Origin of the sequence: Vibrio sp. MMG023, assembly GCF_021654215.1 — a bacterium.
Classification (GTDB): domain Bacteria; phylum Pseudomonadota; class Gammaproteobacteria; order Enterobacterales; family Vibrionaceae; genus Vibrio; species Vibrio jasicida.
Map to the genome: position 1 here is coordinate 1 of NZ_JAKFZP010000009.1, position 24584 is coordinate 24584.

The window sequence follows — 24584 nt, forward strand, 5'->3', positions numbered from 1 at the left end:
GTATATAAACGCTGCGCGCCCCTGCACAGAAGAACCATGTTTGAGGGTTGGACGGTCAGGCAACGACGAAGATGAAATTCACTCCATAAGGAAACCTAGCCATGACTGACTCAAACGTAATTCGCTCAACCATCACTAAGCAACCAGAACCGACCAAGTTCTCGAACTTGGAGTCGAAGGCTGCCTCTAAAGATGAGGTTTTTAAGGTGGCAATGGGAAGTGATGTGCGCCCTAGCGAGCTTGCTAACGCGGGGCTAGTTATGAAGAGTTTTCGATTTTTTCCGGCTGATCTTGAAGAGGTGACGAAACGTCTAAGCGACTTTGTTGTGACTGACGAATCGACCGCTTGTGAAAAGGTCTTTCGGTTTGAGCGTCTGCCGTACTAACGGCAGATAGAAAAACGCCTTAGCTCCACTTGCGACAGAAAAGCTAAGGCATTCCGTTAACTACCGTTCACGAGGAAATTAACATGACTACATTAAATGAAAAACCAACTCAAATCTATACTTGTACAGCTGTAGAGTTTGAACTCGGTCAGATTGTGATGACTCAAGGCGTGAGCCAGCTGCTTGGTGACTTGCCGCATGAATTATTGTTGCTGCCTTGTTTAGCTCGCCATACAAACGGTGATTGGGGCGATCTGTGTATAGAAGATAAGGTTGCGAACGACGAAGCTACACGTCACGGTTTGCGTATTCTGTCGGCGTATAGATTTGGAGATGAGCGTATTTGGGTCATCACTGAAGGCGATCGCAGTGTGACAACATTCTTGTTGCCAAGCGAATATTAATGACGGGGCAGGGCATCGGTAACGATGCCCTGATAAAGCACAGCTAAAATTTTTCAGCGAGGCTCATTCTTCGCCTCGCTGAAACCGTGCAACTATCGACAATTATGCAAGCTGATTCACTATTGTTGGCGGTAAATATGTATCATAGTTTTGTCGGCTGAATGGTGTGGGACTGTTGTTGCCTACTACACTCCCTTTCACCACGACACATAAGCCAATGACTATTTCGCCACCTCTCTACAGGTGGCTTTTTTTGATAGCTCGTAAATTCTTTGTGTAATACACGTGTATTACAGCTTTGGCTGGCGATCTGTCTGGTCGTTTTTTGCTGCGTCCGGTTCATTCCGTTACTGCATTCCCTCATGATAACTAACTTCAAGACGAAATCGGTCTTTGCACCAGATTCGTTCCTCACTTGGTGCTATCCCTCTTTCTGTTCGGCTTAGTTCCTTTGAGCAATCACCTAATGGGCTTCACTCACTTTGTTCGTTGTGCGGAACTTTGCTCCGTTATGCGTCTGAAGCGACGCACTACGTTTTCTTTCACCTCTTGACGTGTTGAGGGCGTAATCGCTTTGGTGGTGCTTTCCTTTTTGGTGCCTTTTGTCTTGAGCTCACTTGCTTAACTGCGCTGATTTCTAAATCTCTCAACTTCAGTCCTCTTCGCAAGGGAAGATACACGCGGCATTCCTAGCGCAACAAGTTGCTAAGGACTGCTCGCCCCTTGTCAAAGCGCCCTTTAGAAGTTGAGTCGATGAAACCAGGCAATAAGCGAAGTGATACTCAACTAACTAAAAGGAGAACTCCTATGAACGCAATCACTCAAACCTCAACGCCCTCTAACCGTCAAGATGCGACCAGCGTATCGCCGCTGGACACTCAGGCAACTGCACAAAGCGATATCTCTATTGTGATGCTGCCTGTTAGTCAATTGGTGGTGTCTGATTTAAACGTGCGTAAGAGCAAAGCAAGCAAATCAGATGATGAATCGTTGCAAGCGTCGATTCTGGCTCATGGCATTATCCAAAACCTTGTTGCACTGCCTTGTGAGGATGATGTGTATCCAGTAGTGAGCGGTGGTCGTCGTTTGAATCAACTGAATGCGCTTGTTGAAGCAGGGAGCATTGATGCTGACTACCTTGTGCCTGTCAAAGTATTGAGCGAGTCAGAAGCGCAGTTCTATGCGACTGAAATCTCACTGACTGAAAACGTCACTCGTGCAGCCATGCACCCTGTAGACGAATTTGAAGCCTACTCAAAGATGATTGAGGACGGGGCGACGGTGGAAGCCGTAGCGCAACGTTTTGGTAAAACTCAGCTTTACGTACACCAACGCATGAAACTGGCAGCCGTTGAGTCCGTTATCCTCGATGCGTACCGTGAGGGGGATGTTTCCTTTGAACGTGTCATGTTGTTCACGATTGCCAGTCCAGAGCGTCAGCTTGAGGTATGGGAGAAAGTGAAAGACAGCTCTTGGCACAATGAGCGTCAAGTGCGTCATATGCTCAAAGAGACAGCATTGGAGGCGTCGAGCGGGTTGGTGAAGCTTGTTGGCCGAGAAGCGTATGAGCAAGCAGGTGGTGTTGTTACAACTGACCTGTTTTCTGTCAAGGTGTACTTTGAAGACCGTTCGCTAATGGAGTCATTAGCGACTGCAAAGATTCAACTGGAAGCGGATAAGCTGACAGCTAAGGGGTGGAAGTGGACTGAAATTCACCTAACTCGTACTCACGACGAAAGCCGTGGTTATCTTGAGTTGACCGCCAACAAAGGGCAGTACAAGAAAGCCGAGAAAGCGTTAGCAGGGTGCATTCTTGCTCTGGATTACAACGGTGAGGTTAAGGTTATTAAAGGCTTGGTTGCGAAGTCTGAGCGCAAAGCACTCAAAGCCTTGCAAGCGGAAAACGCTAAAAAGACCAAAGCAGGCGAAGGGGATGTTGAGGGAGATTCCCGTGCAATAGGTGACGTTGTAGCGTCAGAGCCTAGTTACTCTGCTGCGTTAACCGACGATCTGAAAGCGCACCGCTTAGCAATGGCAAAACATGCCTTGATGCTTAACACCTCGCTTGCGCTCGATACACTTCACTTCTCTTTGTGCGTCAAGGCTCACGGTCTATACGCAAGCACTCCCGTCGATATGGCGTTGAACCGTTCATTTGTTGAGCCAAAGCAGGGCGAGTTCAGCGAGAACAAAGCACTAGAGCGTATTGAGCTGCACAAGGAAACGCTTGATATGGCTTGGTATGACACCGAAGGAACAGAAGAACGCTTTAAAGCCTTTGTTGCGCTCGATGCGGAAGAAAAGCACAAGCAAGTTGCTTTTGCCACTTCCCTGATGCTTGTGCCGTGTCTGGTTGGGGATAGCCGTTTTAGCTTTGAGTTCCTATACCAACAGCTTGATTTTGATGCTGCCGACTATTGGCGACCAAGCACTGACAGCTTTGTGAAGCGCGTTGATAAAGACGCTCTGATTGAAATCGCTCGACCTGTTATGTCAGAGGCGTGGCTACAAAGCGCTCAATCGCTCAAGAAAGGCGATTTGGTCACACAGCTAGACACTTGGCTAAATGGTCGTGATGAATCGCTGACAGATGCACAGAAAGCGCATTTCGCTCAGTGGATGCCAATTGGCTTCTAACTCATTTGATAGGTTTTTTTCTATTCAGTTCACTAGAGATCAAGCCGTCTTGTCGTTTAGCAAGGCGGTTTCTGTTGGTAAGTTGAACGCTTTTTAGCGTTGTTCAGCATTTCTTATCTCTTACTTTTTTTGTTGTTTTTACGATGCCTGATTAGGGCGTGACCCCTTGGGTTAGGCTTTTCGCTGCGCTCGTATCGCTAAATTGAAGCTCGGATATTGAGCGAGCTCAATGAGCTTCTAATTTCCAGATACCCAATCCTTCACGCAAAAGAATTTCACTGCCTGTCATTAAGTTCGAGTAAGGACGGAGTTTGTTGGCGTCGATTTTCCTTCGACTCGTTTCATTTCATGGCGCTCGCAAGCTGTTTGACCGTCTCTCACCACAACCTGATTTGCAAGGGAAGTACACGCTGTATCCCTAAAGCAACAAGTTGCTAAGGGCTACTAGCCCCTTGTCAAAGCAGAACGATGGAGAGAGGTCGGACAGCTTAAGCGGCTCCATAAAAGTGATACTCAAACAGAAGGAAAATCCCTATGACGCAACAAAATCCCATCCTAACTCTCTCTAAATGCCAAGCAGCGACCAACGTCCCGCCGTTGGAGCACGAAAGCTCACCAAAAAATGATATCTCTTATTTCTCTGGTGCCTTGAGTCCAGTACGCAGAAAAATTTACGAGGAAGGCTTCGAGGCGTATTTAACTGGTAAAACTAACCCTTATTCCGGCTCAGGAAAAAAATACTGGGAAAGCGGTTGGCACGATGCCATGAGGAAAGACGATGAAGCTCTAGAGATTGAATCTATAAATGCTCACAACGCGATGATGGATGAGTCTGTTGATTTCGACCACTGATCGAAATGAAAGAAGAACTATAGGAGAACGAACATGAAATATCTATCAGATTACACAAGCGAAAAGTTGACCCAAGCCTTTAACGAGTTCGGCGCATTCTTTGCCTTTTCTAATAAGCAGTTTGACGAAGCTAAAAAAGAGGGAGTTAAATATTCTTCTATGGGAGCGGGTTTAATCTGTCCTGTTGGCAGCGAGAAAAAGTTATATGACCGTTTAGAGAACATTACCAAAGAAGGTATAGCGCAAGATATTGCAGAAAACGGCAAAAACGCCATTATCCGCCGAGAGCTATTTAACCACGAATGCTTTTATACAGGTGAAATTTGTGACTGTGTAGAAAAATTGGAAGAGTACGGTTACAGCTACGACGACATTTATCAAGTGTATAGCTACATTTGCAAAACCGAAGACGTGCATTAAGCACAAGCAAAGCGCCTTGATATTTGCGCGCACAAATATCAAGGCATGTTCAAATACCAACCTAAAGGAGTTCATATTGTGAACGAATCAAATGTTAACTTAACTGATACTAAATTGAAAGAAGAAAAATACGTTTGTACTGCCATCCCGTTTGATCTTGGAAAAATAGTTTATACTCAGGGAGTAGACTCGATGCTTCGTAATAATCTAGGAATAAATCTCGCCATTTATATACGACGTCATCAAAGTGGTGATTGGGGAATCCTGGATATTGAAGATAAGATCACCAATGATGAAGCAACCAAAAATGGTGAGAGAGTTTTATCTAGTTATATAATTTGTGGTCGTAAAGTGTGGATTATCACAGAGCGTGATCGTAGTTGCACTACAATTTTGTTACCTAGCGAATATTAATGTACTCACTTAATGCGCTATAATGGAGTCCTTATTGGACTCCATTATTTTTGCTTATGAAAAAATTATCTTTCTTATTGGTCATTTTTCCTAGTGTTGGTTCGGCTTTTTGTTTTGATGAAGCCGGACATCATTATAATGTGTCTCCAGATTTGTTGAGGGCAATTTCTCAAGTTGAAAGTAGTAACAATCCAAGAGCTTATAACGAAAACAAAAATAAATACGGCGAAGTTGTTAGTCGCGATTTTGGGCTAATGCAAATTAACTCTAGTTGGTTTGATAAACTCAAAGAGTTTGATGTGACCGAACAAAATGTTTATGAGCCTTGTTTTAACGTGTCGCTTGGTGCTTGGGTATTGAGTTCTAATTTCGCAACTCATGGCTATAACTGGAATAGTGTTGGTGCTTATAATGCAGGGTTTTCCAAACGTACTGAGAACGCTAGAAAGGTATACATCCAAAAAGTACAGAAAGTTTATTATTCCCAAGACTAAAAAATAAGTTCTTACGTGCCAACAAAGTGCACTATTCTCAGTGCGTGGCTGTTCCCTTGTCCCCTCCCTTGAGTCCTCGTTAGCTTAATGTTGTTCTGTTGAGTTGGTTTCGCGCTCCGCTTTCGAGCAAAACATCAAGCGCAAGAACCAAAAACCGAACTAACAAAATTCGAGAATGTTGTTAGTTGCGATAGTGACCACACCCCACGGCGGATTTTAAAAAATCCGAATGGTTGTCTGTGTAAAATCTAAAGCCTTTTAAAACAATAGCTTATAAAAGATTTTCAAAGCAAAACACCTGAAAATAAATTTTAAAAATCACAACTAATTAGCCGCAAAAATCGTAATTGAAAAATATGCATATAGATTGAAATGTCATTTGGCCCAGTACTGACAAGGGGTAGAAAGCTTTTCAATGAATAAATAATGCTAATTCATTGAATGCTTATTTATCCCTTTAATGGCAATGCTCTCAAGCAATCATGTAGATTTGCTTGATTGAAATGTCATTGGTATATTAATGATATTCATTGAACTAAAAAAAAGGCGAAAACATGTCTAGATCTTACCCATTACAAAGCTCTCTTCGTGGATCGTTAGAGCTCGACTTCAAGAAATACAGAGATAGAGAAAGCCTTAGTGATGCAGAAGCAACAAGGCAGCTCTTAACCTTCGCGCTTCGTATCAAACTGAACGAAGAAGAAGATGATCGGCCTTCGAACCGTGAGCTTTTGGAAGAGATCTATCGATACACTCGCCACATCTCTGCTATGACCGATAATATTCATGGTCAAACATTCGATGGTGAAAAACTATATCGAGTTCAAAAAGAATCAGGCGCTTTCAGACAACAAGTGAAAGCGGATATAGATAAAAGAGTCGAAGCTTTTCTTTCAGGCGAAAAAAAAGGTAGCCAATAGGCTACCTTTTATTATCGCTCTAACTCTCGTTCGATTTCTATTTCATCAAAGTCAAACTCTTTTTGTTTAGGTATGTCTTTCTGCTCAAATCGTTCAAGGTTCTTACTGTCCTCTTCTTTGTTATGTTGGGAAATAATTCGGGTGTTCTCATCGTCACGAGGATTAACAAGTTCATCTAGTCTTTCAATATCATCACGAGTCACTTCACCTTTGTCGTTGAACTTGTCAATACAAGCTTGTATTTCAGAGTGAATATTGTCAGGTGACACAAAGTTAATATTTCTACCAGAGAAGTTTTCAACTATCTTATCAATGTTGTTAGGGTTCAAATCCGTATTACCTTTGCTGAGGACAACAATAATGTTCCTTCGTAACTCATCGGTTGATATGTTTTGAATATCGTTCTTGTGGTTTACGTTTATAATGTCGTACTGTCCTCTTTGTTTTTGGTTTATTAGGAATGAGTTCTCTATTGATGTGCTAATGATTGTTGTGTTCAGGTCAGCACCTTCATGGAAGCGTGTTATTTGTTTAGATTTAGTTCCTAGCGTTCTTGGATTTATATCAAGGTTTTCATTAATATTGCCTTTGTCATCCAAGTACGTAACCTCAATTGCTTTAGTCTCTCCTTCTTTGTTGTGAATATTTGTCACCATTGCAGGATGGAATAATTGGTCTTCTGACGAATACACAGTAGGGTGAAAGCGAACATGGTCGGACTGTGGCTCATTTATACCGAGTTTGTTCAGATAGGTTTCTGCTAATGTTCCCTTTAATTCAACACTCTCCTGTATATATTGTTTCGCCCGTTCTTCAAATTGCGCTATATGTCTTGGCGTTGTTTTGACCAAAATATCATGTTTTTCGTTGGCTGCAATTTCGTATTTACCCGGTTCGCTAATCATATTGTTAGCTAAGTTCATGGCCTCCTTATAACTAAGCTCTTTATGGCTCATTAATAAATTAATCAAAGAGCCCTTTTCACCAGTCGTATAGTCTTTAAAGTAACCTCGATAATCACCAGTTAAGCTGACTTTAATTGCTGACTGGCCTACTCCAAAAGTTAAATAGTCACGGTCTGATTTCGACTGATTAGGCTTGCCTAAAATATGTGTGGCCAAGCTCTCTGTGTATCTAGGTAGCTCGGCGTTGATGTGCTCCTTAAACTTCGAGTAGTCGAAACTTCCGTCCTTATCTTGAAAGCGCACGTCCTCTTGAGGAACCGGGCTTTCATTGAAGTACATGCTGTCTTTCGTTGGCTGCTTCTCAATGGTTTCTAAAGCACTGCGCTTATCTGATTCATTGGCCAACCAACTTCGCATCATTTGTGTTGAGTTATCGGTATAGAGCTTTACATGCTCACTAGCGCGGCTCAAATCGATGTAAGCGCGTCTTAGGTTAGTAAGTGACCCGTTCCCTTGAATCGTGGTTATCACGTTCTTATACGTCGAACCTTGAGCCATATCCGCAGTCCGGGTGTAAGCATAATCCCAATGACCATCTTTCATTTCATTTGGATCGATGGTTAGAGTTTTACCATCCATTGATTTCGCGGTGATTTGTTCCTTAGTGGCAGCGTGAACGCGATACTCAACGTTCGCTTTGATGTCTCGGCTTTTATCGGTGAAACGTGTAACAATCTTATCGCCAGTTGAAAGTGACCTTTCAGACTTGCTAAATAGCGTTGTAAATTTGTGGTCTCTATTGCGCGGATAAAACGATCTGTCTTTTCCTGTTTCAGAGTCCGTTATTATGACAACACCATGTTCCGTGCTGACTTCTTTAATTGTTCCGTATTCCCCCGCTTTGGTACTAATGACAAGTCCTTTTTGGTAAGGCATCATCGTCGAAAGTTCTTCTTTGCTGTCCCCGGTTGAGCGCAACCTTGTTGCAATGACGTTCTCTTGACCTATCTCTTTGTTCTTCGCTAAACCTGAACGGATATAGTCGGTTATCTTATCTCGCTCTACATTCGTGTAAGCGATTATAAGTGTGTTCTCCCTAGTTTCTGGTGTTCGGCTGAGATAGTCTTGAGCAACAACGAAAGGAAGCTTCTCAGTCGCCTCTCTCTGCGCCTTGGGTGAATCTTTAGCGTTCTTATCCAACGTAGAAACGATATGTTGTGTACTACCACTATGATCCGGTGCTTGTTTTGAAAGCTTATCCAATGCACTGAGAGGTTGTTTGTCGAGGATGTTCTTTACTGCACCAAGATTACTTTCGCTTCTCTGACGAACAATGTCGGTCATATAAGCAACATCGATGTCACCTTGGCTTAAAGCTAATCCGAACGGTTTACCTGCACTCAGAGATAAGAGCTGTTCCTTATCCCCCAACAAGGTTGCTTTTGAATTGCTTTGTAAAACAAGGTCGGTAAACTCCTGCGCTTGGCCATTGCTGACCATGGAACTTTCATCAAGGAAAAATAAAGTATTTTCATAGTCAGTGGGTGTACGTTCGCCGTTTCGAATGTGTGCCAACAAACTTTCTAATGTTTGTGCTTTCACTCCCTTGCTCTCTAATTCACTTACTGCTGCATGGGTTGGAGCCAAACCAATCACTTCTCTAAGTTTGTTCTCTCCCACATTAGTCGCATGTTGGATCAGTTCTATGTTTGATTCGAGCATCGTAGACTTACCAGTACCCGCTAAACCTTGGACCAAAACAAAGCTATCTTCTGTCGTGGTGACAAGCGTTACTGAGTCTTTTTGCCCTCCTGTTAAACGAGGTTGCGAGTTTAAGTAGTCTTCAACCTGATCATGCGTCGCATAAGGTTGGTGCTGTCCTCTCCCTTCTTTGATATTGCCTAAGATATGCTTTTCTGTGTCTATCGCTTTTTGCGTAGTCCATCGAGTGCCATCGCTGTATTCGGCGGATAATAAATCGTTCCGCTTACTCAGCTCAGATTCAATTTGCTCCTTAGATATAGGTGATTGTGATTCCTCAAAAGCATATCGAACGGCCTCAACCACCAATTCCTTTTGAGTAAAGGCCGCTTCCTTTTCAGCTAGATGATTTAGGGCAAAGCTTACCGCTTTTTCTTGGGCTGACATCGCTTGTCTTTGTCCCAAAACTTTAAGCGCTGCTTGAACGTCGCCTTTGAGTGATGCTTCTGTGGCGCTCGATAAGTAACGGTCATTCACGTTACTCGAGTGCATCACACGCTCAATAGCTGATGGATTCACCTCACTTTTCTCTAGTGCTTTATGCGCCTTCTCCACATTGCTTGTGAACAAATCTATACGCTCACTTTTCTCTGTAAGGTCATTAAGCAATTCTTTCGATAACGTGAATGCTTTTCCCAAGATCAAAGTGTGTGCGCGTTGTTCTACTTGGTTAGCTGAGTGCGCATAGTCGTACTTAATCGGTGCGTCTTTGAGTTCAGTGAGCGAAACGGTTTTTGTATTTCCTTCACTGTCTCGAAGCGTCAATGCATCTTCAGAGGTTTTGAGTACCGTGTAACGTTCATTTGCTTCAAGGCCAGATGAGAAATGCTTACTTGTTGCCGTGATGCGCTCTCCCTGGTTTATTTGAATTGCTTCCGGTTTGAACAGTTGCATGTTGAGTGATTTAAACTCAGACGACGACGGCTTGAATATTTTCTCTTGGCCATCTTTCTTATCTAGTACATGCACTTCATTAAGTTGCTTATCAGAAGTTGTCACGACGTACTCTTTGGGTTTTCCTTCCTCCCAATGTCGCAACGTCATTCCTGATTTGTAGTGCTGTGCTAAGTCCTTTTGTTGCTTAGAAAGATAATGCGGTTGCTGAGTAAACAACGTGATACCCAAGCGCGATAGTTGGCCATCGTTTTGTAGTGAATTACGGATCTCATTGGTCAACCTTCGTTGCTCGACACTCGAGGTGGCCAATACTTGAACCTGATCTTTGTCTGGCAAACGTGCGTAAGTTTGAGCGATTTGCTTTGTGTCACTATCATGCAACACGACCTTACTATCGATTTGTTTGTTGTTTACCCATGAATGTTCAACCACGTTCCCTTTGCTATAAAGGTCAATTGAGTTGTTCGCTTTAAACCCTTGGCGGCTTGTAGTGCGATTAAGCAACACAAGCTTGCTTCCAGATTCATTTGCTTTACTCGTCATTGCGATCAGCTCGTTCGCGCTCATTTTGTTCGCGTTATCAACCAGAATGACATCTTTGTTTGTCATTGAGGCGCCCGTGTTTAAGAATCCACGAAGTGAATGACGATTGTCCTTCTCAAAGAGTTCTTTCACCCATGCTGAGACGGTGTGACTTTCTCTTTGGATGGTCTCACTACCTTGACGCTGGTCTTTGGCTGTTTGTGAAACGAGGTGTACGCGCTTACCTACATGATTACCAACATTGAGTAGGTTTTGCGCTATCAGCTTGCTGTCACCGTACACGTTCACAACATGGAACTGCTTAGTTGATTCGTAAATATCGCTTACTTTCTTTCGGTGAGATTGAGGGAGGTTCAATTTTTCTAAAGTGGACTCGTTGACCGGTGTTCGCAAGTGATGAGTTCGGCCTTGTGTTATGTTGAACAAGGCTTTCTCATTTTCTACCATTTGCTTTGTTGTGTAGCTGCCTTTTTCCGTTAAAGGAATGAGAGAGCCATCCTTTATCCATTGGTCAGCGACGACCTTCAAATCAAGAGCGCTTGCTTGCTTGTCGTTTTGACCGAACCCCGCAGCAAGCTCCACTACTTTTTCAAGTTTTAGACTTGTCGAAGTCTGGCCAAGGTGTTCGACTGCTCGCCCAAACGCCTCTTTAGCTACCGATTCAGGATCGCGCTCCCGCTTGATTACTTGTTTGGCGTTACTGACCAACTCACTCGGTTCAAATCCTTTTGCTACGGTTTCACGTTGCCATTTCGTATTCAATGATGCATCACTTTCGTAAGTCTTAGACTTCCGGGTATCAAGCGCCGCAACATCCCTCGATTGTTGGCTATCACCAAACTCTAATGCTTGTTGGTCAATTTGTTTCTTGCGCGTGGAAAAAGCATCAAGAAGCTTTTCGGGTACACCTTCGATTTCGAATTGTCCTTTACCTACACCTCGAGTGACATATCCTAATTCTTCTGCGCCTTTAGCCAGTTCACTTTGATAAAGAGCGGTGTAATACTTTTGAAAGTTGTAGATACGTTCACCACTACCGTTTATCACTCCACCTTTCTGCTTAATGGTGGAAGCGAGAGTGCGCAAACTCCCTTCATCATCACGAGTGATATTCGCGGCTAAGGAATGTGAGTGCATTTGCGGCTCATTCTCTCGACTTGTCTTATGACGAACTACGGCAAATATCATCGATTCCGAATTTACAAATTCTCGCTCACCTTTTTCATTCGTTTTAGTGACTTGCGCGACATCCTTTTCAAGCTCCGACAACGTGAATTTTACGGCCTTGTTATGCGCATCGATAAGACGTGAATCACCCCCTACCAGTGCTAATACACTGGCAGACTTCGGAGCAGAGAACGTCAGGTCAAAACCGGATTTATGATCGTCTCTTTTTCCTTTTATGGTCTCTTCACCAAGTTGCCCGGATAACACAGACGTTAAGGTTTCTTGCTCAACAGGCTTACCAAGCAACCCAGCTTCTTCCGCTAACTTACCATGCCAAAAAGTGTTTTCGGTTTGGTCTTGTTCTTTGAGGTAATAGTTATCACCACTTTGTTCTAGGGATACATCTGGAAGGTGCTTAGGGTTTTCTTCACCTAAGTAGTATTTTGCAGCGTTTGACGCTGATTTTAAGGGACTAATAGACATCATCGCGGAGTCTCCTTTCTCTGATTACACGCAAAAAAAAGACGCTTAATAACTAAGCGTCTTTTTGCGGTAATAAAATCTACTGGAGGTTATAACTGAATTTCTGAGTGGTTTTGTAACAGTGAAAGCAGTTCTTTCTTTGCTATTGGTCTGGTTGATGTAACGCCAATCCGTTTATGAAGCCGGTATGCTGCTTTTACACCATACACCTTAACGGGGAAGTACTTAGCTCCATTGGCTATCAACCATATAGTGCGAGTCACACCATCAGTAAAACCAACACTCTTAGGTTGTTCTTCTGCTCGCATTAAGGCCAAAGGCACGGGTTTTTCAATTCCCCCGTCAAATACATGCCTCATGTCGTTAAATTTATGGTCATTGCGCCAACTGTTTATTGAGCCTCTAGATAGGTGGCTGTGTTCACCATCTTTGAACCATGCGGATTCAAAGCGATGTCTATCAACCAAAACTATATGAGTGTCCACGTTATCTACAGTTAATGTTTCCGACATATAAAATTGTTTGTCTTCTGCTTTGATATAGAACACTGCACACGTCTGCCCGTATATATTTCGCTTCTCTAATTTCATTTGTTGATCCAACTAAATAACTAGTCGTAGGTAGATCCAAGCTCAGCTTCCGGTTCCATAATCGACGCTTCTTCAATGTTGCGTTGCGCCTCTTCTTGGTACTCCTGTTCACTATCGCCTTGCTGTTCCTTGGAGATTAAATTATTTACGGTCTCGCTTTTCATCGCTTGTTGCATTTGAGAGGCTTCGGCTTGCATCTGCTTCTCATCTTCAAACGTCGCTTCTTGTGCGTCGAGTAACTTAGTTTGTTCTTCTTTGCTTAAGAAAAGACCAGGAGCAACACACTCATGATAGACGGCTTGCTCGTAGGCTTTGTTCATTGCTTCGGACAGCACAATATTGCGCTTATCGAAAGCTGGGCAAACACTGCGCATTTTGTCAAAGTGAAGGTCGAGGCGAGTGATAAGATCGATGCCTGGTGTTCGTAAGTAACATTGCAAATCATCTAATGCTTGAATCTCACTAGGCGATACTACAGCTCTAGTTACGGTTTGATGGCCAATAGAAACACCATCACGTAACGTATTTGCACCGTAAGAAACGTTCTCTTTTGAGAGTTCTATTTCTTGTTCTCCTAAGTCTTTTGATGAGACTTGAGCCATTTTTGACGACGGCGCACGGAAGAAAAAGCGAGTGTTCAACAAATCAAACATTTCATCTGCAGCATTCTGGCCATACGTTTTGACAAGCTGAGCGTAGGATTGAATCCCTATCAAATAACACCCGCCAAACTTTCGCACTTCCGCAATGATAGCTCCAAGCTCTGGAAGTTTGTGTAAGCTTGGCATTTCATCCATTATCACCCAAATGCGACGGTTCTCGTCTTCCTCGAGTCCTAAGATCGCATTCGAGGCGATGGCCAACCACATCGAGATAAGTGGCCTAAGCGAAGCATGTTGCTGAGCGTTACTTGATAGGAATAGGAAACCTGAACGACTATCATCTTGCACCCAATCAGTGATCGAAAACTTCTCTTGTAAGTCTTCTGGTCTGTTCTTATCTTCCAATCCATCCAAGAATCGAAGGCTTTTAATATAAGTGGCCAATACTGACTTTATCGAAATGGCGGTCTTCTTGATGTCTTTCGAAACAAGCGACGCCGATTCTGTTCCTTCTAAGTAGCTTCCGAGAGTTTCAAGTTTAGAGGTCAATATTAAACTCAGTAGGCGCGAGGTCGTTTGTGGCTCATTGTCTTGGCTCATGCGATAAGCTGTAGATGAAAAAATAGTTCGCGCAGAATCTACCCAAAAAGGATCACCGTCACCGTGTTGCGGTATCAATGCTGCTGCCATGTTCTCGAAGTCAGGCGCTTCTTTCGCATCGCACCATACATCCCAATTTGCACAACGTTTGTCGAATGGGTTGAGAATAACGTCAGTCTCAGGGTTATAAAATTTACTGACAAATACACAACCTTTATCGTAAATAATGGCCTTATCACCTCGAGCTCGTATCCAGCGAACTAGCTTACGAATTAACACCGATTTACCCGCACCGGTTGTTCCATCAACCAACAAATGTTGAACCTCAAAGAACTGCTTAAAAAGAGCAATACCATCAAGCAAGAAACTCGAAATCAAGCCCTCCCCATAACCACGCTTTTTATTGGCCTTGGCTCTTTTCTTTAATGCTTTGGTTATCTGTTCTGGACTGGCTAAGCGGAAACCTCGCACGTGATAATCTTCACTTTGCTTCTCGCCTTGGTTTTTGAAAAAGCGCAACGCAAGGGAGAAAATGACGCTGCCTAGAATCAACGAAATGAGAAAATATATTTGAAGGTTGTGCCAAATCGTCGCGTGAATATCTAGTAAAATTGGGTTTTCAAGCTGTGACAACAACGTGTCTTTGTATCGCTCACCTTCCCATACTGTTACCACTTCACTATCAAGTGGCTTTCCAAGCCTCACGTATAGCCAGTTACGCCAATAATAAAACTCCCCCCACAATGCATTGTTCGGAGCATTCAAAAACGTAAGGATAAGAGTCGATAAAACAACTCCCCAACCAATCACTTTGACTAGTACGTTATTGACTTGGAAAAACATGCGTATTGCGTGAAAGGTAACTTGGCCACCGCGAGTGAAGTGGTTACTTTTTTTTCTGGAATTTGTTTGCATACATTTACCTGTCAATGTGAGATGTATGTAAACGCCCTAACGAAAGGGCGTTGTTCAAAGAATGCGTCGATCACGTTCTACCCCATACAGTGCAGCAACATCGGGTATTGCAAACCAAGTGTTGCGAACGGTATATCATCGTCGAAATCCATTGGGGGTTCGTTATACTGCGGAGGTTGTTGAGGTTGCCCCCAAGCACCTTGCTGCGGTTGTGAGGAACTTTGTGGCCGACCACCGAGCATCTGCATTACACCGTTGAAACCTTGAACAACCACTTCGGTCGTGTAACGGTCTTGACCGCTTTGGTCTTGCCATTTACGAGTATGCAATTGGCCTTCGATATAAACTTGAGAACCTTTTCTTAAATACTCTGCGCCCACTTCTGCAAGCTTGCCGAACAGTACAACGCGATGCCATTCAGTTTTCTCGCGCTGTTCACCAGTAGCTTTATCACGCCAACTCTCCGACGTGGCCACTGTAATATTTGTAACTGCGCCACCATTTGGCATGTAGCGCGTTTCTGGATCGTTGCCAAGATTGCCAACGAGAATGACTTTATTGATACCTCTAGCGGCCATAATAGACCTCCTTATTTGAGACATAAAAAAAGCGTGACTCTCAAAGAGTTCACGCTTTTAAAGGTGTTCAGTTGCTTATTTAATATTTAAAGCCGACTAAACGATGCGATTGAGGAATTGATTCATAACAAGGGTACTTAGTTTGAAAGCCGTACATAACAAATCCTGTTATCGGTGCGAAAGCGGCAGCACCGTCCCAATCAGTAAAGGTTGTAGGGTTCAGCTTTAAATCATGCTCCAAACCTAACCAAATAACATTTTCAATCATTTGTGTAGGGTTCTTTGCTGATAAACTGACGGACTTTAGTTTACCTCTTGGACAAAACCAAGGAACAACATTGGTCTGAATCTGTTGGTTTATGCTACTAATATGGGCTTGTTGTAACCCTAATAAATAAGCTTTGAGCAGCTTATATTCTGGTGTGTCCGGTTGGTCGTTGAAGCGAATGAAATAAGATAGGTTATTTACTTCATTCATTTTTTTAAGACCAAAATCTGAACTGGTTGTTGCGTATTGCTTTTTTAATTGGGCTATTAACTCTTGCAGTTCAAGACTTTTGGAGGGAATGGGTTCGGCCCATACAGGTACAGTGAACAGTAAGCCCACCAAAAAACAAATCGCTTTTTTCATGATACGTACTCCAATCTGATGCACTACTTAACCATGATACCGTTTATAGGTATGCACTTGTTAGCATTACTGTTTATTTAAGCATCATTTTTTCTATCAGGGGTGTAATGAGGGTAGTTACCGTGTTGTGGTGATTCACGTTGGCTAGTGTTGGTTGAAGGAGGGGTAAGCTTACTTTCAACTTGCGCTTTTACAGTGGGTTCGATTTGTTGTTCCATTGAATGGTTCGATGATTCCCCTTGCATGTGTCCACCTGTTACCGAAACATTACCTTTCACGTTGTTGTAGTCTCCGCTATCAAACAATAAGTCGCTTCCTTTAAGGTTGATCATATCGGTGGTCACTTCCTCGACTTTGCCTTGGCTCTTTGTTGCACCAATCTCAACGATATCTTTCTGCCCTTCGTTCAAAGATGGCGAGACATTGAGATTTCGAGGTTGATACATATTAGCCAAGTCGTCCAAATCGTTGTTTGATGTAGATACACCGAAGGCTTGTTGAAAACCTTCTGTTTGCGTGTATCTTGCAAAGTGCTCTCGTACATCGCTTAAATCTTCTGGCTTGCTGGCATTCATCAAACGAGCGACGCTTTGATCATCTTTCAAAGTTCCTTCTAAATACTGTTGGAAGCCAGTAATTGCGCTTGCTCCAAACGTTGTTGAATCCGTACTCAAACGAGTTTGCATGTGTTGAAGTGAATCAACTTCTGCATTGGATTCATTGACCGATACCGCAGCGTTCTGCATACGTTGATGGTTGAGTGCAAAGTCATGGGCGTACTGCTCCACTTCACTGCGATTCTCTTTTGCATCGAGGCTACGCCCTGCACGTTGCATCGATGTTGCTCCTTCATTGTACTGCTGCGTTGCTTGGTTCAGTGCTTGCTTCTGCTCTGCACTCATATTGCTAAAGGCTTCTCGTTGGTCGTCGCTCCACTTCACCCCCGCATGAGCCCCAAAACCTAAAAAGCTTCCCGGTGATTTAGCTTCTATCCCGGCACTTACAGAGTTCGCATAAGCCCGTGATTGGTCATGAGTCCATCCCATTGTTTGAGATATGTTATCGATAGCCGATTCCATCTTAGATTGGGATTGCGTAATTTGCCCTTCGGTCGAAGCATTGTAACTATCTCCGTATGAGCGATTACTTGACCATGCATCATTCCATCGATCACTTATCTGCATACTGTTTGAATAACTGTCAGTGAAATTATTCATACTCTGCCTTTGTGACGTTAACGCGCTTGAGTATTGGTCACTCACACTATTCTGTAACATGCTAGATACTTGACCTTGCCACAATGGTTTGGATTCTGCCTCTTGAGCATTATAAAGACGGCGCCCACCGTCATTCTGTAATGTTGTGATAGTCGAACCATCTGATTGCTGCATGGTGGCCATGCCCGTTCTAAGCAATAAGTTGTCGTCAAACTTGTTACTGTTAGTGTTATTAAAGCTATGGTTCTGCATCTGTAAGTTGCCGAAATCCATACTACCAGTAGAGCTTGCTTGAGATACTCTGGCGTTGGTACTGTTGATCATGCTTGCTAATTGATAGTTCATCGCTTGAGCAACGGCTATCCCACCTTGTAACACCTTCCCCGCCAAAACTGGAATAGTCATCATTAGAAAACCTGCCATATAGCCAAAGCGCATGTGTAATTCATCTAACGCATTTGCATTGCTTAATGTCAGGCCATTTAACGGATTGGCGTTGGCGCTCGACGTTCCCTCTAATGACCACAACATGATCGCGTTTAAAATCGCAAACAAAGGTGGCCACGTTGCTAGGTAGACGAAGGTTTTGACGTAGTTGGTCAGCACCATTTTTGTTAGTGAAGGGATCATCGAAGCGACAGCAACAATGAAGCTCAAACTTGAAAAAAGAAAGAACAACATTGTATGGAGCATTGGAATGAACTCACGTGCTTGCATCCCCAACGTCGCCCACATTGATGTTTGTTGCATCTTGTTTGACGTATAGGCGTAGTTCATTGAATTGGCGTTAGGGTCAAGAGTGTTGATGCTGTATCGAATCGCATTCATCGCCATGTTTTGCTTGAGTATATCTACTGCATTGTTACTAACACCAATGAACTTCTGATAGCTGTTTTGCATCGCATTGCGAACGTGTGCTTTGTAGGTACTTGCTTTCGCTCCATGCAAATAAGTAGCTATTAGGTCAAGCTCTTGAGCTGACATACTTGTGAATCCAGCTTTTACCGTTGGATAAATTTGCCTACAAGTATAAAAATCTTGATAAGTACCGTCTTCCATGATGCCTCGTAGTGGACTCATTGGATACCTATCAAGAAATGCGAACACATCTGAGGATTGCATTAGGCCATCCCAAGTGTATTTTTTATTAATCTCTATATCGCCAATTATGCAGTTCTTAAAAAAGTCATTCCATTGCTTGCGTAATGCTGTGTCTTTTAAATCTGATTGCCTCGACAACTGGTATAACTCTGAACCAAACAACATCCCGGTTCTACCATAACGTTCGTCGTCAACAGTAGTAAAAATGCTTTCTACCGTTTCAGTTACGCCCATCATCATTGTGCTAAAAAACCAAGTAGGGATAGCGACGAGATAAGGCACGTTATCTACGGAATACACCCCGCTTGGTTCGGTCTTATCAATGATCTGCACCCTTGCTGTTTGTTGCAGCAACATCGATGGCACTAAAGTAAAAACAATCATCCATATATAAAGATGTTTGGGCTCCCTAGTTGCGTAAAAGTAAATCATCGTAAGTATCGCACCTATCATCAAAGCGATAGATGTCATAGTGGCGAAACTGGCTGTTTGAAAAAACGCTGCGACAGCGTTTAATGCCCGTTGCAGCGAGTCACCTTGTGTATAAACATAATATTCAAACGTCATAACTACTGTCCAAATGTTAGGTTTTGCTGTAAACGATTATTAAGCTCTCGGTACAACGCCGTATCATTACTCTTATGCGCTTGAACAAGTTGCTCAAGAACTAGAATTTCATTCACTGCTTTTTCGGCTAAACCGTCAGTGAACTGTTTTGCTCTATCAATATCTCGAGTTATGAGTAACACGTCTCTTGGGTCAACTTGCGTATTACCAAGTGATGTTTGAACCAAGTTGAGCATGTCTTTTAAGTAACGATTCAAAAGCTCTATCGACACCACTCGAGAGTAAGCAGCAAAATTAGGTAGGCGATTGTCCCTTGCTGCACTGGTGAAGACAGCAAGAAGTGGCGTTTCGGTGAACTCCAAGAAAGACTTTTGTTGATCGGTTAGTGCTCTATCATTAACCAAGGCCGTGTAAAGCTGTTCAAGTGTTTGACGGATTCGACTTTGCAAACCTTTGTCAGAACTCAGCGTCAGGGTTCTTTCGGTGAGTTTTAGACATTGCTTGATGTTGGTATTGTCGCACTTGTAATAGCTTATGCTTCCTCCATCGAGCAACGATTGGATCAGGTTATTGTTATCGGCTAACAGGCTTGCGTAATAACGAGGTTTGCCAGTGGCATCGTAAATATACGTACCCGATAAACTCATTAAAAACTCAGCTAGAGCAGTATCACTTGATAAGAAGCTGTTCTTTAAAGTGGCAGACCAAACGATGTTGTGATTAGTTTTGGTTACGTCCTCTAACGCTGCTTCGTTTCTTGCTCTGGCCAACTGTGTATTTGATTGGCCACCTACACCACATTCCTGCTGCGCTGCTACCCAATCAGAAAAAGCGTTGTTGTGCGTTCCCATCGTGGCACAAATGTGTTTCTTCGTTTGTGCATTCCCGAACGCTCCCGCCAATGCTCCTACGGCAGCTTGTGCGGTTTCACAAGAGTTAATCGACTGGTTAAGCCACTTATCCGCAATGCTTTGCAAATTGTCTCGGATTTGCTTTATTTGGGGAGCCCAAGTTTGCAGTGACAAATCAACCGCAAAAGGAACAGAGTTAGACACGACGGCCTTACCAAATTGAACGAGCTGATCAGAGTTAATGTGCGAGAACCCCCCCATAAAAGCATCGATACCACCACACCCCATTTTTACTGATGGAATAGTGGCCGATACTAGTTGAGCGTTCTTTATTGGGGAACGGACAAACAAAGAGCCACCGTTATAGTAATTGGCTGCTTGCCCCTTGTAGGCGTTAGGGTTGGAGACGTTCGTGTGATAGCCCAAACCATTAAAGAAACTATCGAGTGAACCACTCACACCAGAAGCGTTTGCCCCGCTAGTGAACGCAAGTGAAAGCGCTACACATATAGGAACTTTGCATAAGTGTGTTTTCATCGAATGGCCTCCAATACTTCATCATCATTGAGAATGCCATTTACGCTTTGTTCTAACTCCGCATAGCTCACATCACCAATGGAAACCTTAACGAACTTTCGACTGTTTACGTTGATGAGAAATGTTGCCGGGACGGTAATGCTTCTCGGATTCTCAAAGAACATTGCACTTACTTCATTCGTGCTAGGGATAGGTACTGGATACTCGTTAATCGGTTGGCCATCTATCGAGAACACGTAACTTTGTAATTGGTAGGCTTCGGTCAACTGCTTGAATCTTGGTGCGAACTTATGACAAATCGGACAACGACTATCAAAGAAAAACACCATCGCGTATTGGTCTCGCATTACTGCTTGAGCTGGCATCACAGCAATGAAAAGTAAAAAGAAAATAAGAGCTCGCTTTAACATGGTTGCTTCTCCTTAATCAGAAATCAGGGGTTTGATAGTCCGTCGCTACGTTGTAGAAACGGCCTAGTAAGTCGCTTTGTGAGATAAAGCCGTAAACCAAAGGCTTAAATTCGGAAGTATGAGGGTTCACCAGGATTAGCGCGGGAGTGTAAGGGACGACCACTTTGTTATCGTTGTTACGGTTGTTACGAACCGATTCGATAAATGTGCCGTCGTTACTAAGTCCTAGTAACTCTATGCTGTAGGTATCAGAGAACTGTTGTATAGAAGGTGCGAGCGCTTTACTTAATGAGTCGTTACCTTCGTAAATAAAGAAAAATCCCCATCCTTCTTCTTGCATCCTTTGAACTGCGGCGATTTTTTTGTTTCGTTCAAGCGAGTGGTAAGTGCTTCGAGCGGCTTGTTCGGTAGGACGGTCTTTCGTGTAAGACAGCTCCGGGTAATCAAGTAGCAATTGTTTGAACGTCATGCCGGTTCGCGTTGACTTCTTGAGAATGTAGCGCTTCATTCGTTCAACTTTAAGTAACTTCTCTGGGTGTTCCGGGTTAATCGTGGCATCGTTCACCGCCTCGTTAAACGCCTCATGAAACCAGTCCATTTGCTCTGTTGCGCTCATTACCTTTGTGACGGTATTGGGGGGGAGTGGTTTCGGTTTTTTCTTAGGTTGTTTTAAAGGCGGCTTAGGTTCGTTGTACCACTTCCAACCTTTAGGTGTGTCGTTTGCTTGTATCAGGCAACTCCAAAACAATAAGAGAATGCCTAATAGGTTCACTTTAGTGCTCATCTTAATCTCCATACGCGCTTTGTAGACGGTCTTGGATTTCTTTCGAGGAAGGTAGGTCAGCGTTATCATGCATATCGCTGTAGAAGTCAGAGAAGTCTATGTATTCAAAGTCGATGTTTTGAAGTTGCTCGGGCGTGATTGCACCGCACACGGGATTTTTCGCACTACCTAAACTGATCCCTAATTGCTTTCGAACGCCTTGCTCTTGAACAATTCGAGCTAACTTACTATCGAATGTGCAGTAGGTTTTCTTTCTGCGAGTACAAGAACCAAGTACTTCACTCGCGCAATAAGAGCCGAGATAAATCGTGATCCCTTGTTCTTTTGCTTGGCCTAATGCTTTCTCTTCCTCGCTGCACTCTGCGAGACCTATACTGGTTCCCCAACCGCCATCCTTACAGCAATCAGCAAAACCAAACGCCTTGTCAGTACAACGCATCGCTTTGCCCGTAAAGATTTTAGGTGGATTACCTAATCCCTCTGCGGCTTCGTTCAATGCGGCTAAATTGGATGCGGCCTTGTTGAAGTCATTCGACCTTTGTGGTGTTGCGTCGTAGCAATCACCATCAAGACAAAATGAGACTTCACCACATTGCATGTTGGTCTGAGTACAATTCTTGACTTCACACGTTTTGGAAACCGATTCCTGTATGCAGATCCCATTTAACTTAAGGCTGCATGAGCGGCTATTTTCAGTGCATGAAGCAAGCGCATCGCAGTTGTTACCAACATCGCATTGATGATTGATCTGATATTTCCAACATGGCAGATAAGTTAATACACCGTTTATGGTTCGTGTTTCTCCCTCCTCCACACAAATCCGTTGTGTCTGCTTGCATTCTGGTAGCAAGGATGAACAAGTATTTCGCCAAGCCATGACATTCTTTTTCTGTTTGAAGTGAACGGTAAATTGCCCTTCAAACAAGCCAAAGTCGTTATCGAAATCAATTAAAACGTTCTTTGAAATTGGCAGTTCAAAGCGCTTGGAAAATGGCGCGTAATTGGCAAAACACCACTTCCCTGTCCCGCCTGACGTGCAGCGTGCTTTCTCTGAGTTAGATGGATACTTTGAAGGGTCATAAGGTTCTGAGTGGACAATAGTGGAATTGACTCGAAAAAATACCCCCTTGTTCGCAAAGCACATTAAGCCTTGGCAAGTCAGTACTTTTGGGAAATCGATGCCAGTAATGGTCGTTACTCCCTCGGGGAGCTGATACGTAATTGGCGTAAAACCATAATGCGTAAAGCTAACCGAACCTGACGTCTCAATTTGCTCTTTTACAAAAGGTGTTTCATGACAAGAAACTTGTGCATTCGTTGATACCTTACATGTTTTGGTCGTCTGTTCCGCTAAACACTGTGTACCAGTGTTGCAATCAACATACGGATTAGAAAGACCATGACTAATATCGTAAGCATGTTCTTGGCCGATAAGCGCAAACTCATAATCAAGGTCGTTTTCAACGTCGGGACGGCCTTTATTAAAGTTGTCTTGAACGGCCTTTGCGGTGTCGTTTGAGTAAAACTCGGCAGTCTTCTTATTATTAATCGCGCTGTCACTCATTCCCTTTTGTGGCGGGTTGTGAACTTGGTTGACGCATTGAGTGTCAGCACAATAATCGCTCACATCTAATTTGGATGGAGTGGTTTGTTGAGCTCCTTTAGCCCAACTAAGATGATCTTTATATTGCTTTTCCTGATCCGTAATGGTCAGATTCGAAGCGTGTACGTTGGCCACCATTGACCATAAAAGCACAAATCTAATAAGGTTCATTCTTTCCCCCTTCGTAAGACTCGAGATACAACGTCCGGGTTATCTCCTTTTGCTAATTGCTCAAGAGCATTAGGAAGAGATACATTTCCTCTCACAATGTCGTAGTCGTTATGGTTGCAAGGCTGCTTCGGTAAACACCGCCCATCTTTTACAGCGACAAAGGTTGGCACTTCCTTTATATCGAAGGTCTCAAACCATTCAGGACTAATAGCAAAACCGCTTTGCAATGGTGGTTGCTGACCTTGTTGTAACAACGATTGGATCTTAACTGCTGTAGCTGCAAACCCTTCTGGAAGGACACCTCGAATAACTAAAGGGACTCCCCAAATTTCACTCTGTTTTAACAGAGCTTTAAGGCTGTTTTCTGGCATGGTTAACGACACAAAAACCATGACACCTGTTGGGGCTGCATTTGGGTTTCGTGAAGGCGAAGGAATATCAATAGCGCCTTGCAGTAGCTTCGGGTCTAATTGCTTTTGCCAGTAACGTGCTTGAGCTTTCGCTTGGTCGATAAACTGAGGGGAAATATCTTGCTGAGCTTTAATGGTTTGTTGAATTTCAGAGGGAGGAAGCGAGGTGGCGGCTTGTTGTTCTCGTTGGGCGAAGGCTTGTAATTCTTCTTGAGTGTAACCTAGTGTGGCGTGGCTTAAGAGTGGAAATAAGACTCCACACAACGTAAGTATAGAGCGAGCGTAAAACATGGTTATTCCTTAAAATGATTACTCCCTATCCAGTGGTTACCAAGAAAAAAATCAATGTTCTTTTCTCTCCATTGTGGGGGGAATAGTTGGTGAACTTGCCATAAATCCAATGATGTCCAACCACCTTTAGGTGCGAAGAACCTTGCGAACTGAGTTCCGTCCGGGGCTTTGATGAATAAGGTGGCGTGCTTATGAATGGTTAAGATTTGTTGAGTGTGGGGGGTAGGTTCATTCGTAATAAGCTTCACGGTATTCCTCCGTGCTAAAACTCATTCCTTGGACACACTGTCTTGGGTTTGTGTAAAAGTGTCCTTCTAATGTCTCTAACGAATAGGCCAAGGCAAGGACAGGGGATACTTCGGCGCTTAAAAGGTGACTAATTTCTTTAAGTGTTGGTTCACCATAAACCACCTTGAAAGTAACGGCATCTACAGGACTAAGCG

19 protein-coding genes are annotated in these 24584 nt (G+C 43.4%); 8 read left to right on the forward strand and 11 right to left on the reverse strand.

The features are described 5' to 3' along the window. The first annotated feature begins 101 nt into the window (after positions 1-101). From L1076_RS23245 to L1076_RS23280, 8 genes are all read left to right on the forward strand, one after another. Positions 102-386 (forward strand): hypothetical protein, encoded by a 285-nt coding sequence (locus tag L1076_RS23245; protein ID WP_011998788.1) that lies wholly within the window; start codon positions 102-104, stop codon positions 384-386. Positions 387-469: 83 nt separating this feature from the next. Beyond that, positions 470-790: a type I restriction endonuclease subunit M gene (locus tag L1076_RS23250; protein ID WP_237304551.1), complete on the forward strand. Its 321-nt coding sequence runs from the start codon at positions 470-472 to the stop codon at positions 788-790. Positions 791-1597: 807 nt separating this feature from the next. Continuing rightward, a complete protein-coding gene (locus L1076_RS23255) occupies positions 1598-3427 on the forward strand; it encodes a ParB/RepB/Spo0J family partition protein (protein WP_237304552.1) in 1830 nt (609 codons plus the stop codon). Between the two features lie 534 nt (positions 3428-3961). Further along, positions 3962-4279 (forward strand): hypothetical protein, encoded by a 318-nt coding sequence (locus L1076_RS23260; protein WP_237304553.1) that lies wholly within the window; start codon positions 3962-3964, stop codon positions 4277-4279. A 33-nt stretch (positions 4280-4312) separates the two neighbouring features. After that, a complete protein-coding gene (locus L1076_RS23265; RefSeq protein WP_237304554.1) occupies positions 4313-4699 on the forward strand; it encodes a hypothetical protein in 387 nt (128 codons plus the stop codon). Between the two features lie 78 nt (positions 4700-4777). Next, positions 4778-5113 carry a type I restriction endonuclease subunit M gene (locus L1076_RS23270; protein WP_237304555.1) on the forward strand — a complete coding sequence of 112 codons (336 nt, stop codon included), beginning with the start codon at positions 4778-4780 and terminating at the stop codon, positions 5111-5113. Between the two features lie 56 nt (positions 5114-5169). Further along, a complete protein-coding gene (locus tag L1076_RS23275) occupies positions 5170-5607 on the forward strand; it encodes a lytic transglycosylase domain-containing protein (RefSeq protein WP_104026906.1) in 438 nt (145 codons plus the stop codon). A 554-nt stretch (positions 5608-6161) separates the two neighbouring features. Beyond that, on the forward strand, positions 6162-6527 hold the full coding sequence (locus L1076_RS23280; protein WP_104026905.1) for a hypothetical protein: 366 nt from the start codon (positions 6162-6164) through the stop codon (positions 6525-6527). An 11-nt stretch (positions 6528-6538) separates the two neighbouring features. On the opposite strand, the gene traI is transcribed toward L1076_RS23280, so the two are convergent. From traI to trbC, 11 genes are all read right to left on the reverse strand, one after another. Further along, positions 6539-12286: a conjugative transfer relaxase/helicase TraI gene (gene traI, locus L1076_RS23285; protein WP_237304556.1), complete on the reverse strand. Its 5748-nt coding sequence runs from the start codon at positions 12284-12286 to the stop codon at positions 6539-6541. 86 nt (positions 12287-12372) lie between these two features. Continuing rightward, positions 12373-12873 carry a hypothetical protein gene (locus L1076_RS23290; protein WP_237304557.1) on the reverse strand — a complete coding sequence of 167 codons (501 nt, stop codon included), beginning with the start codon at positions 12871-12873 and terminating at the stop codon, positions 12373-12375. A gap of 20 nt (positions 12874-12893) precedes the next feature. Next, positions 12894-14990 carry a type IV conjugative transfer system coupling protein TraD gene (gene traD / locus L1076_RS23295; protein WP_104026902.1) on the reverse strand — a complete coding sequence of 699 codons (2097 nt, stop codon included), beginning with the start codon at positions 14988-14990 and terminating at the stop codon, positions 12894-12896. Positions 14991-15067: 77 nt separating this feature from the next. Continuing rightward, positions 15068-15568: a single-stranded DNA-binding protein gene (locus L1076_RS23300; RefSeq protein WP_237304558.1), complete on the reverse strand. Its 501-nt coding sequence runs from the start codon at positions 15566-15568 to the stop codon at positions 15068-15070. 79 nt (positions 15569-15647) lie between these two features. Continuing rightward, complete coding sequence (locus L1076_RS23305; protein ID WP_237304559.1) at positions 15648-16199, reverse strand: hypothetical protein; 552 nt, start codon at positions 16197-16199, stop codon at positions 15648-15650. A 77-nt stretch (positions 16200-16276) separates the two neighbouring features. Continuing rightward, a complete protein-coding gene (locus L1076_RS23310; protein WP_237304560.1) occupies positions 16277-19084 on the reverse strand; it encodes a conjugal transfer protein TraG N-terminal domain-containing protein in 2808 nt (935 codons plus the stop codon). Positions 19085-19086: 2 nt separating this feature from the next. Further along, positions 19087-20472, reverse strand: coding sequence for a conjugal transfer protein TraH (locus L1076_RS23315; protein WP_237304561.1), 1386 nt, complete (start codon positions 20470-20472; stop codon positions 19087-19089). Beyond that, positions 20469-20882, reverse strand: a complete 414-nt coding sequence (gene trbB / locus L1076_RS23320) for a type-F conjugative transfer system pilin assembly thiol-disulfide isomerase TrbB (protein WP_237304562.1) — start codon at positions 20880-20882, stop codon at positions 20469-20471. The genes L1076_RS23315 and trbB overlap by 4 nt, the downstream gene beginning before the upstream one ends. Before the next feature lie 16 nt (positions 20883-20898). Next, the gene (gene traF / locus L1076_RS23325; RefSeq protein ID WP_237304563.1) at positions 20899-21666 is read right to left on the reverse strand and encodes a type-F conjugative transfer system pilin assembly protein TraF; all 768 of its coding nucleotides are present in this window, start codon (positions 21664-21666) and stop codon (positions 20899-20901) included. A gap of 1 nt (position 21667) precedes the next feature. Further along, entirely contained in the window at positions 21668-23440 is a 1773-nt protein-coding gene (traN, locus tag L1076_RS23330; RefSeq protein ID WP_237304564.1) for a type-F conjugative transfer system mating-pair stabilization protein TraN, read from the reverse strand. Continuing rightward, positions 23437-24141 carry a type-F conjugative transfer system pilin assembly protein TrbC gene (gene trbC, locus L1076_RS23335; protein ID WP_237304565.1) on the reverse strand — a complete coding sequence of 235 codons (705 nt, stop codon included), beginning with the start codon at positions 24139-24141 and terminating at the stop codon, positions 23437-23439. The genes traN and trbC overlap by 4 nt, the downstream gene beginning before the upstream one ends. Between the last annotated feature and the right edge of the window lie 443 nt (positions 24142-24584).

What these genes read in the sequence shown, in the direction of transcription:
- L1076_RS23310 (WP_237304560.1), bottom strand. Translation starts at nt 19,084, where the DNA reads ATGACGTTTGAATATTATGTTTATACACAAGGTGACTCGCTGCAACGG.
- L1076_RS23275 (WP_104026906.1), top strand. Translation starts at nt 5,170, where the DNA reads ATGAAAAAATTATCTTTCTTATTGGTCATTTTTCCTAGTGTTGGTTCG.
- L1076_RS23305 (WP_237304559.1), bottom strand. Translation starts at nt 16,199, where the DNA reads ATGAAAAAAGCGATTTGTTTTTTGGTGGGCTTACTGTTCACTGTACCT.
- L1076_RS23280 (WP_104026905.1), top strand. Translation starts at nt 6,162, where the DNA reads ATGTCTAGATCTTACCCATTACAAAGCTCTCTTCGTGGATCGTTAGAG.
- L1076_RS23255 (WP_237304552.1), top strand. Translation starts at nt 1,598, where the DNA reads ATGAACGCAATCACTCAAACCTCAACGCCCTCTAACCGTCAAGATGCG.
- trbC (WP_237304565.1), bottom strand. Translation starts at nt 24,141, where the DNA reads ATGTTTTACGCTCGCTCTATACTTACGTTGTGTGGAGTCTTATTTCCA.
- L1076_RS23245 (WP_011998788.1), top strand. Translation starts at nt 102, where the DNA reads ATGACTGACTCAAACGTAATTCGCTCAACCATCACTAAGCAACCAGAA.
- traI (WP_237304556.1), bottom strand. Translation starts at nt 12,286, where the DNA reads ATGATGTCTATTAGTCCCTTAAAATCAGCGTCAAACGCTGCAAAATAC.
- L1076_RS23250 (WP_237304551.1), top strand. Translation starts at nt 470, where the DNA reads ATGACTACATTAAATGAAAAACCAACTCAAATCTATACTTGTACAGCT.
- traF (WP_237304563.1), bottom strand. Translation starts at nt 21,666, where the DNA reads ATGAGCACTAAAGTGAACCTATTAGGCATTCTCTTATTGTTTTGGAGT.
- trbB (WP_237304562.1), bottom strand. Translation starts at nt 20,882, where the DNA reads ATGTTAAAGCGAGCTCTTATTTTCTTTTTACTTTTCATTGCTGTGATG.
- L1076_RS23260 (WP_237304553.1), top strand. Translation starts at nt 3,962, where the DNA reads ATGACGCAACAAAATCCCATCCTAACTCTCTCTAAATGCCAAGCAGCG.
- L1076_RS23265 (WP_237304554.1), top strand. Translation starts at nt 4,313, where the DNA reads ATGAAATATCTATCAGATTACACAAGCGAAAAGTTGACCCAAGCCTTT.
- L1076_RS23315 (WP_237304561.1), bottom strand. Translation starts at nt 20,472, where the DNA reads ATGAAAACACACTTATGCAAAGTTCCTATATGTGTAGCGCTTTCACTT.
- traD (WP_104026902.1), bottom strand. Translation starts at nt 14,990, where the DNA reads ATGCAAACAAATTCCAGAAAAAAAAGTAACCACTTCACTCGCGGTGGC.
- L1076_RS23290 (WP_237304557.1), bottom strand. Translation starts at nt 12,873, where the DNA reads ATGAAATTAGAGAAGCGAAATATATACGGGCAGACGTGTGCAGTGTTC.
- traN (WP_237304564.1), bottom strand. Translation starts at nt 23,440, where the DNA reads ATGAACCTTATTAGATTTGTGCTTTTATGGTCAATGGTGGCCAACGTA.
- L1076_RS23300 (WP_237304558.1), bottom strand. Translation starts at nt 15,568, where the DNA reads ATGGCCGCTAGAGGTATCAATAAAGTCATTCTCGTTGGCAATCTTGGC.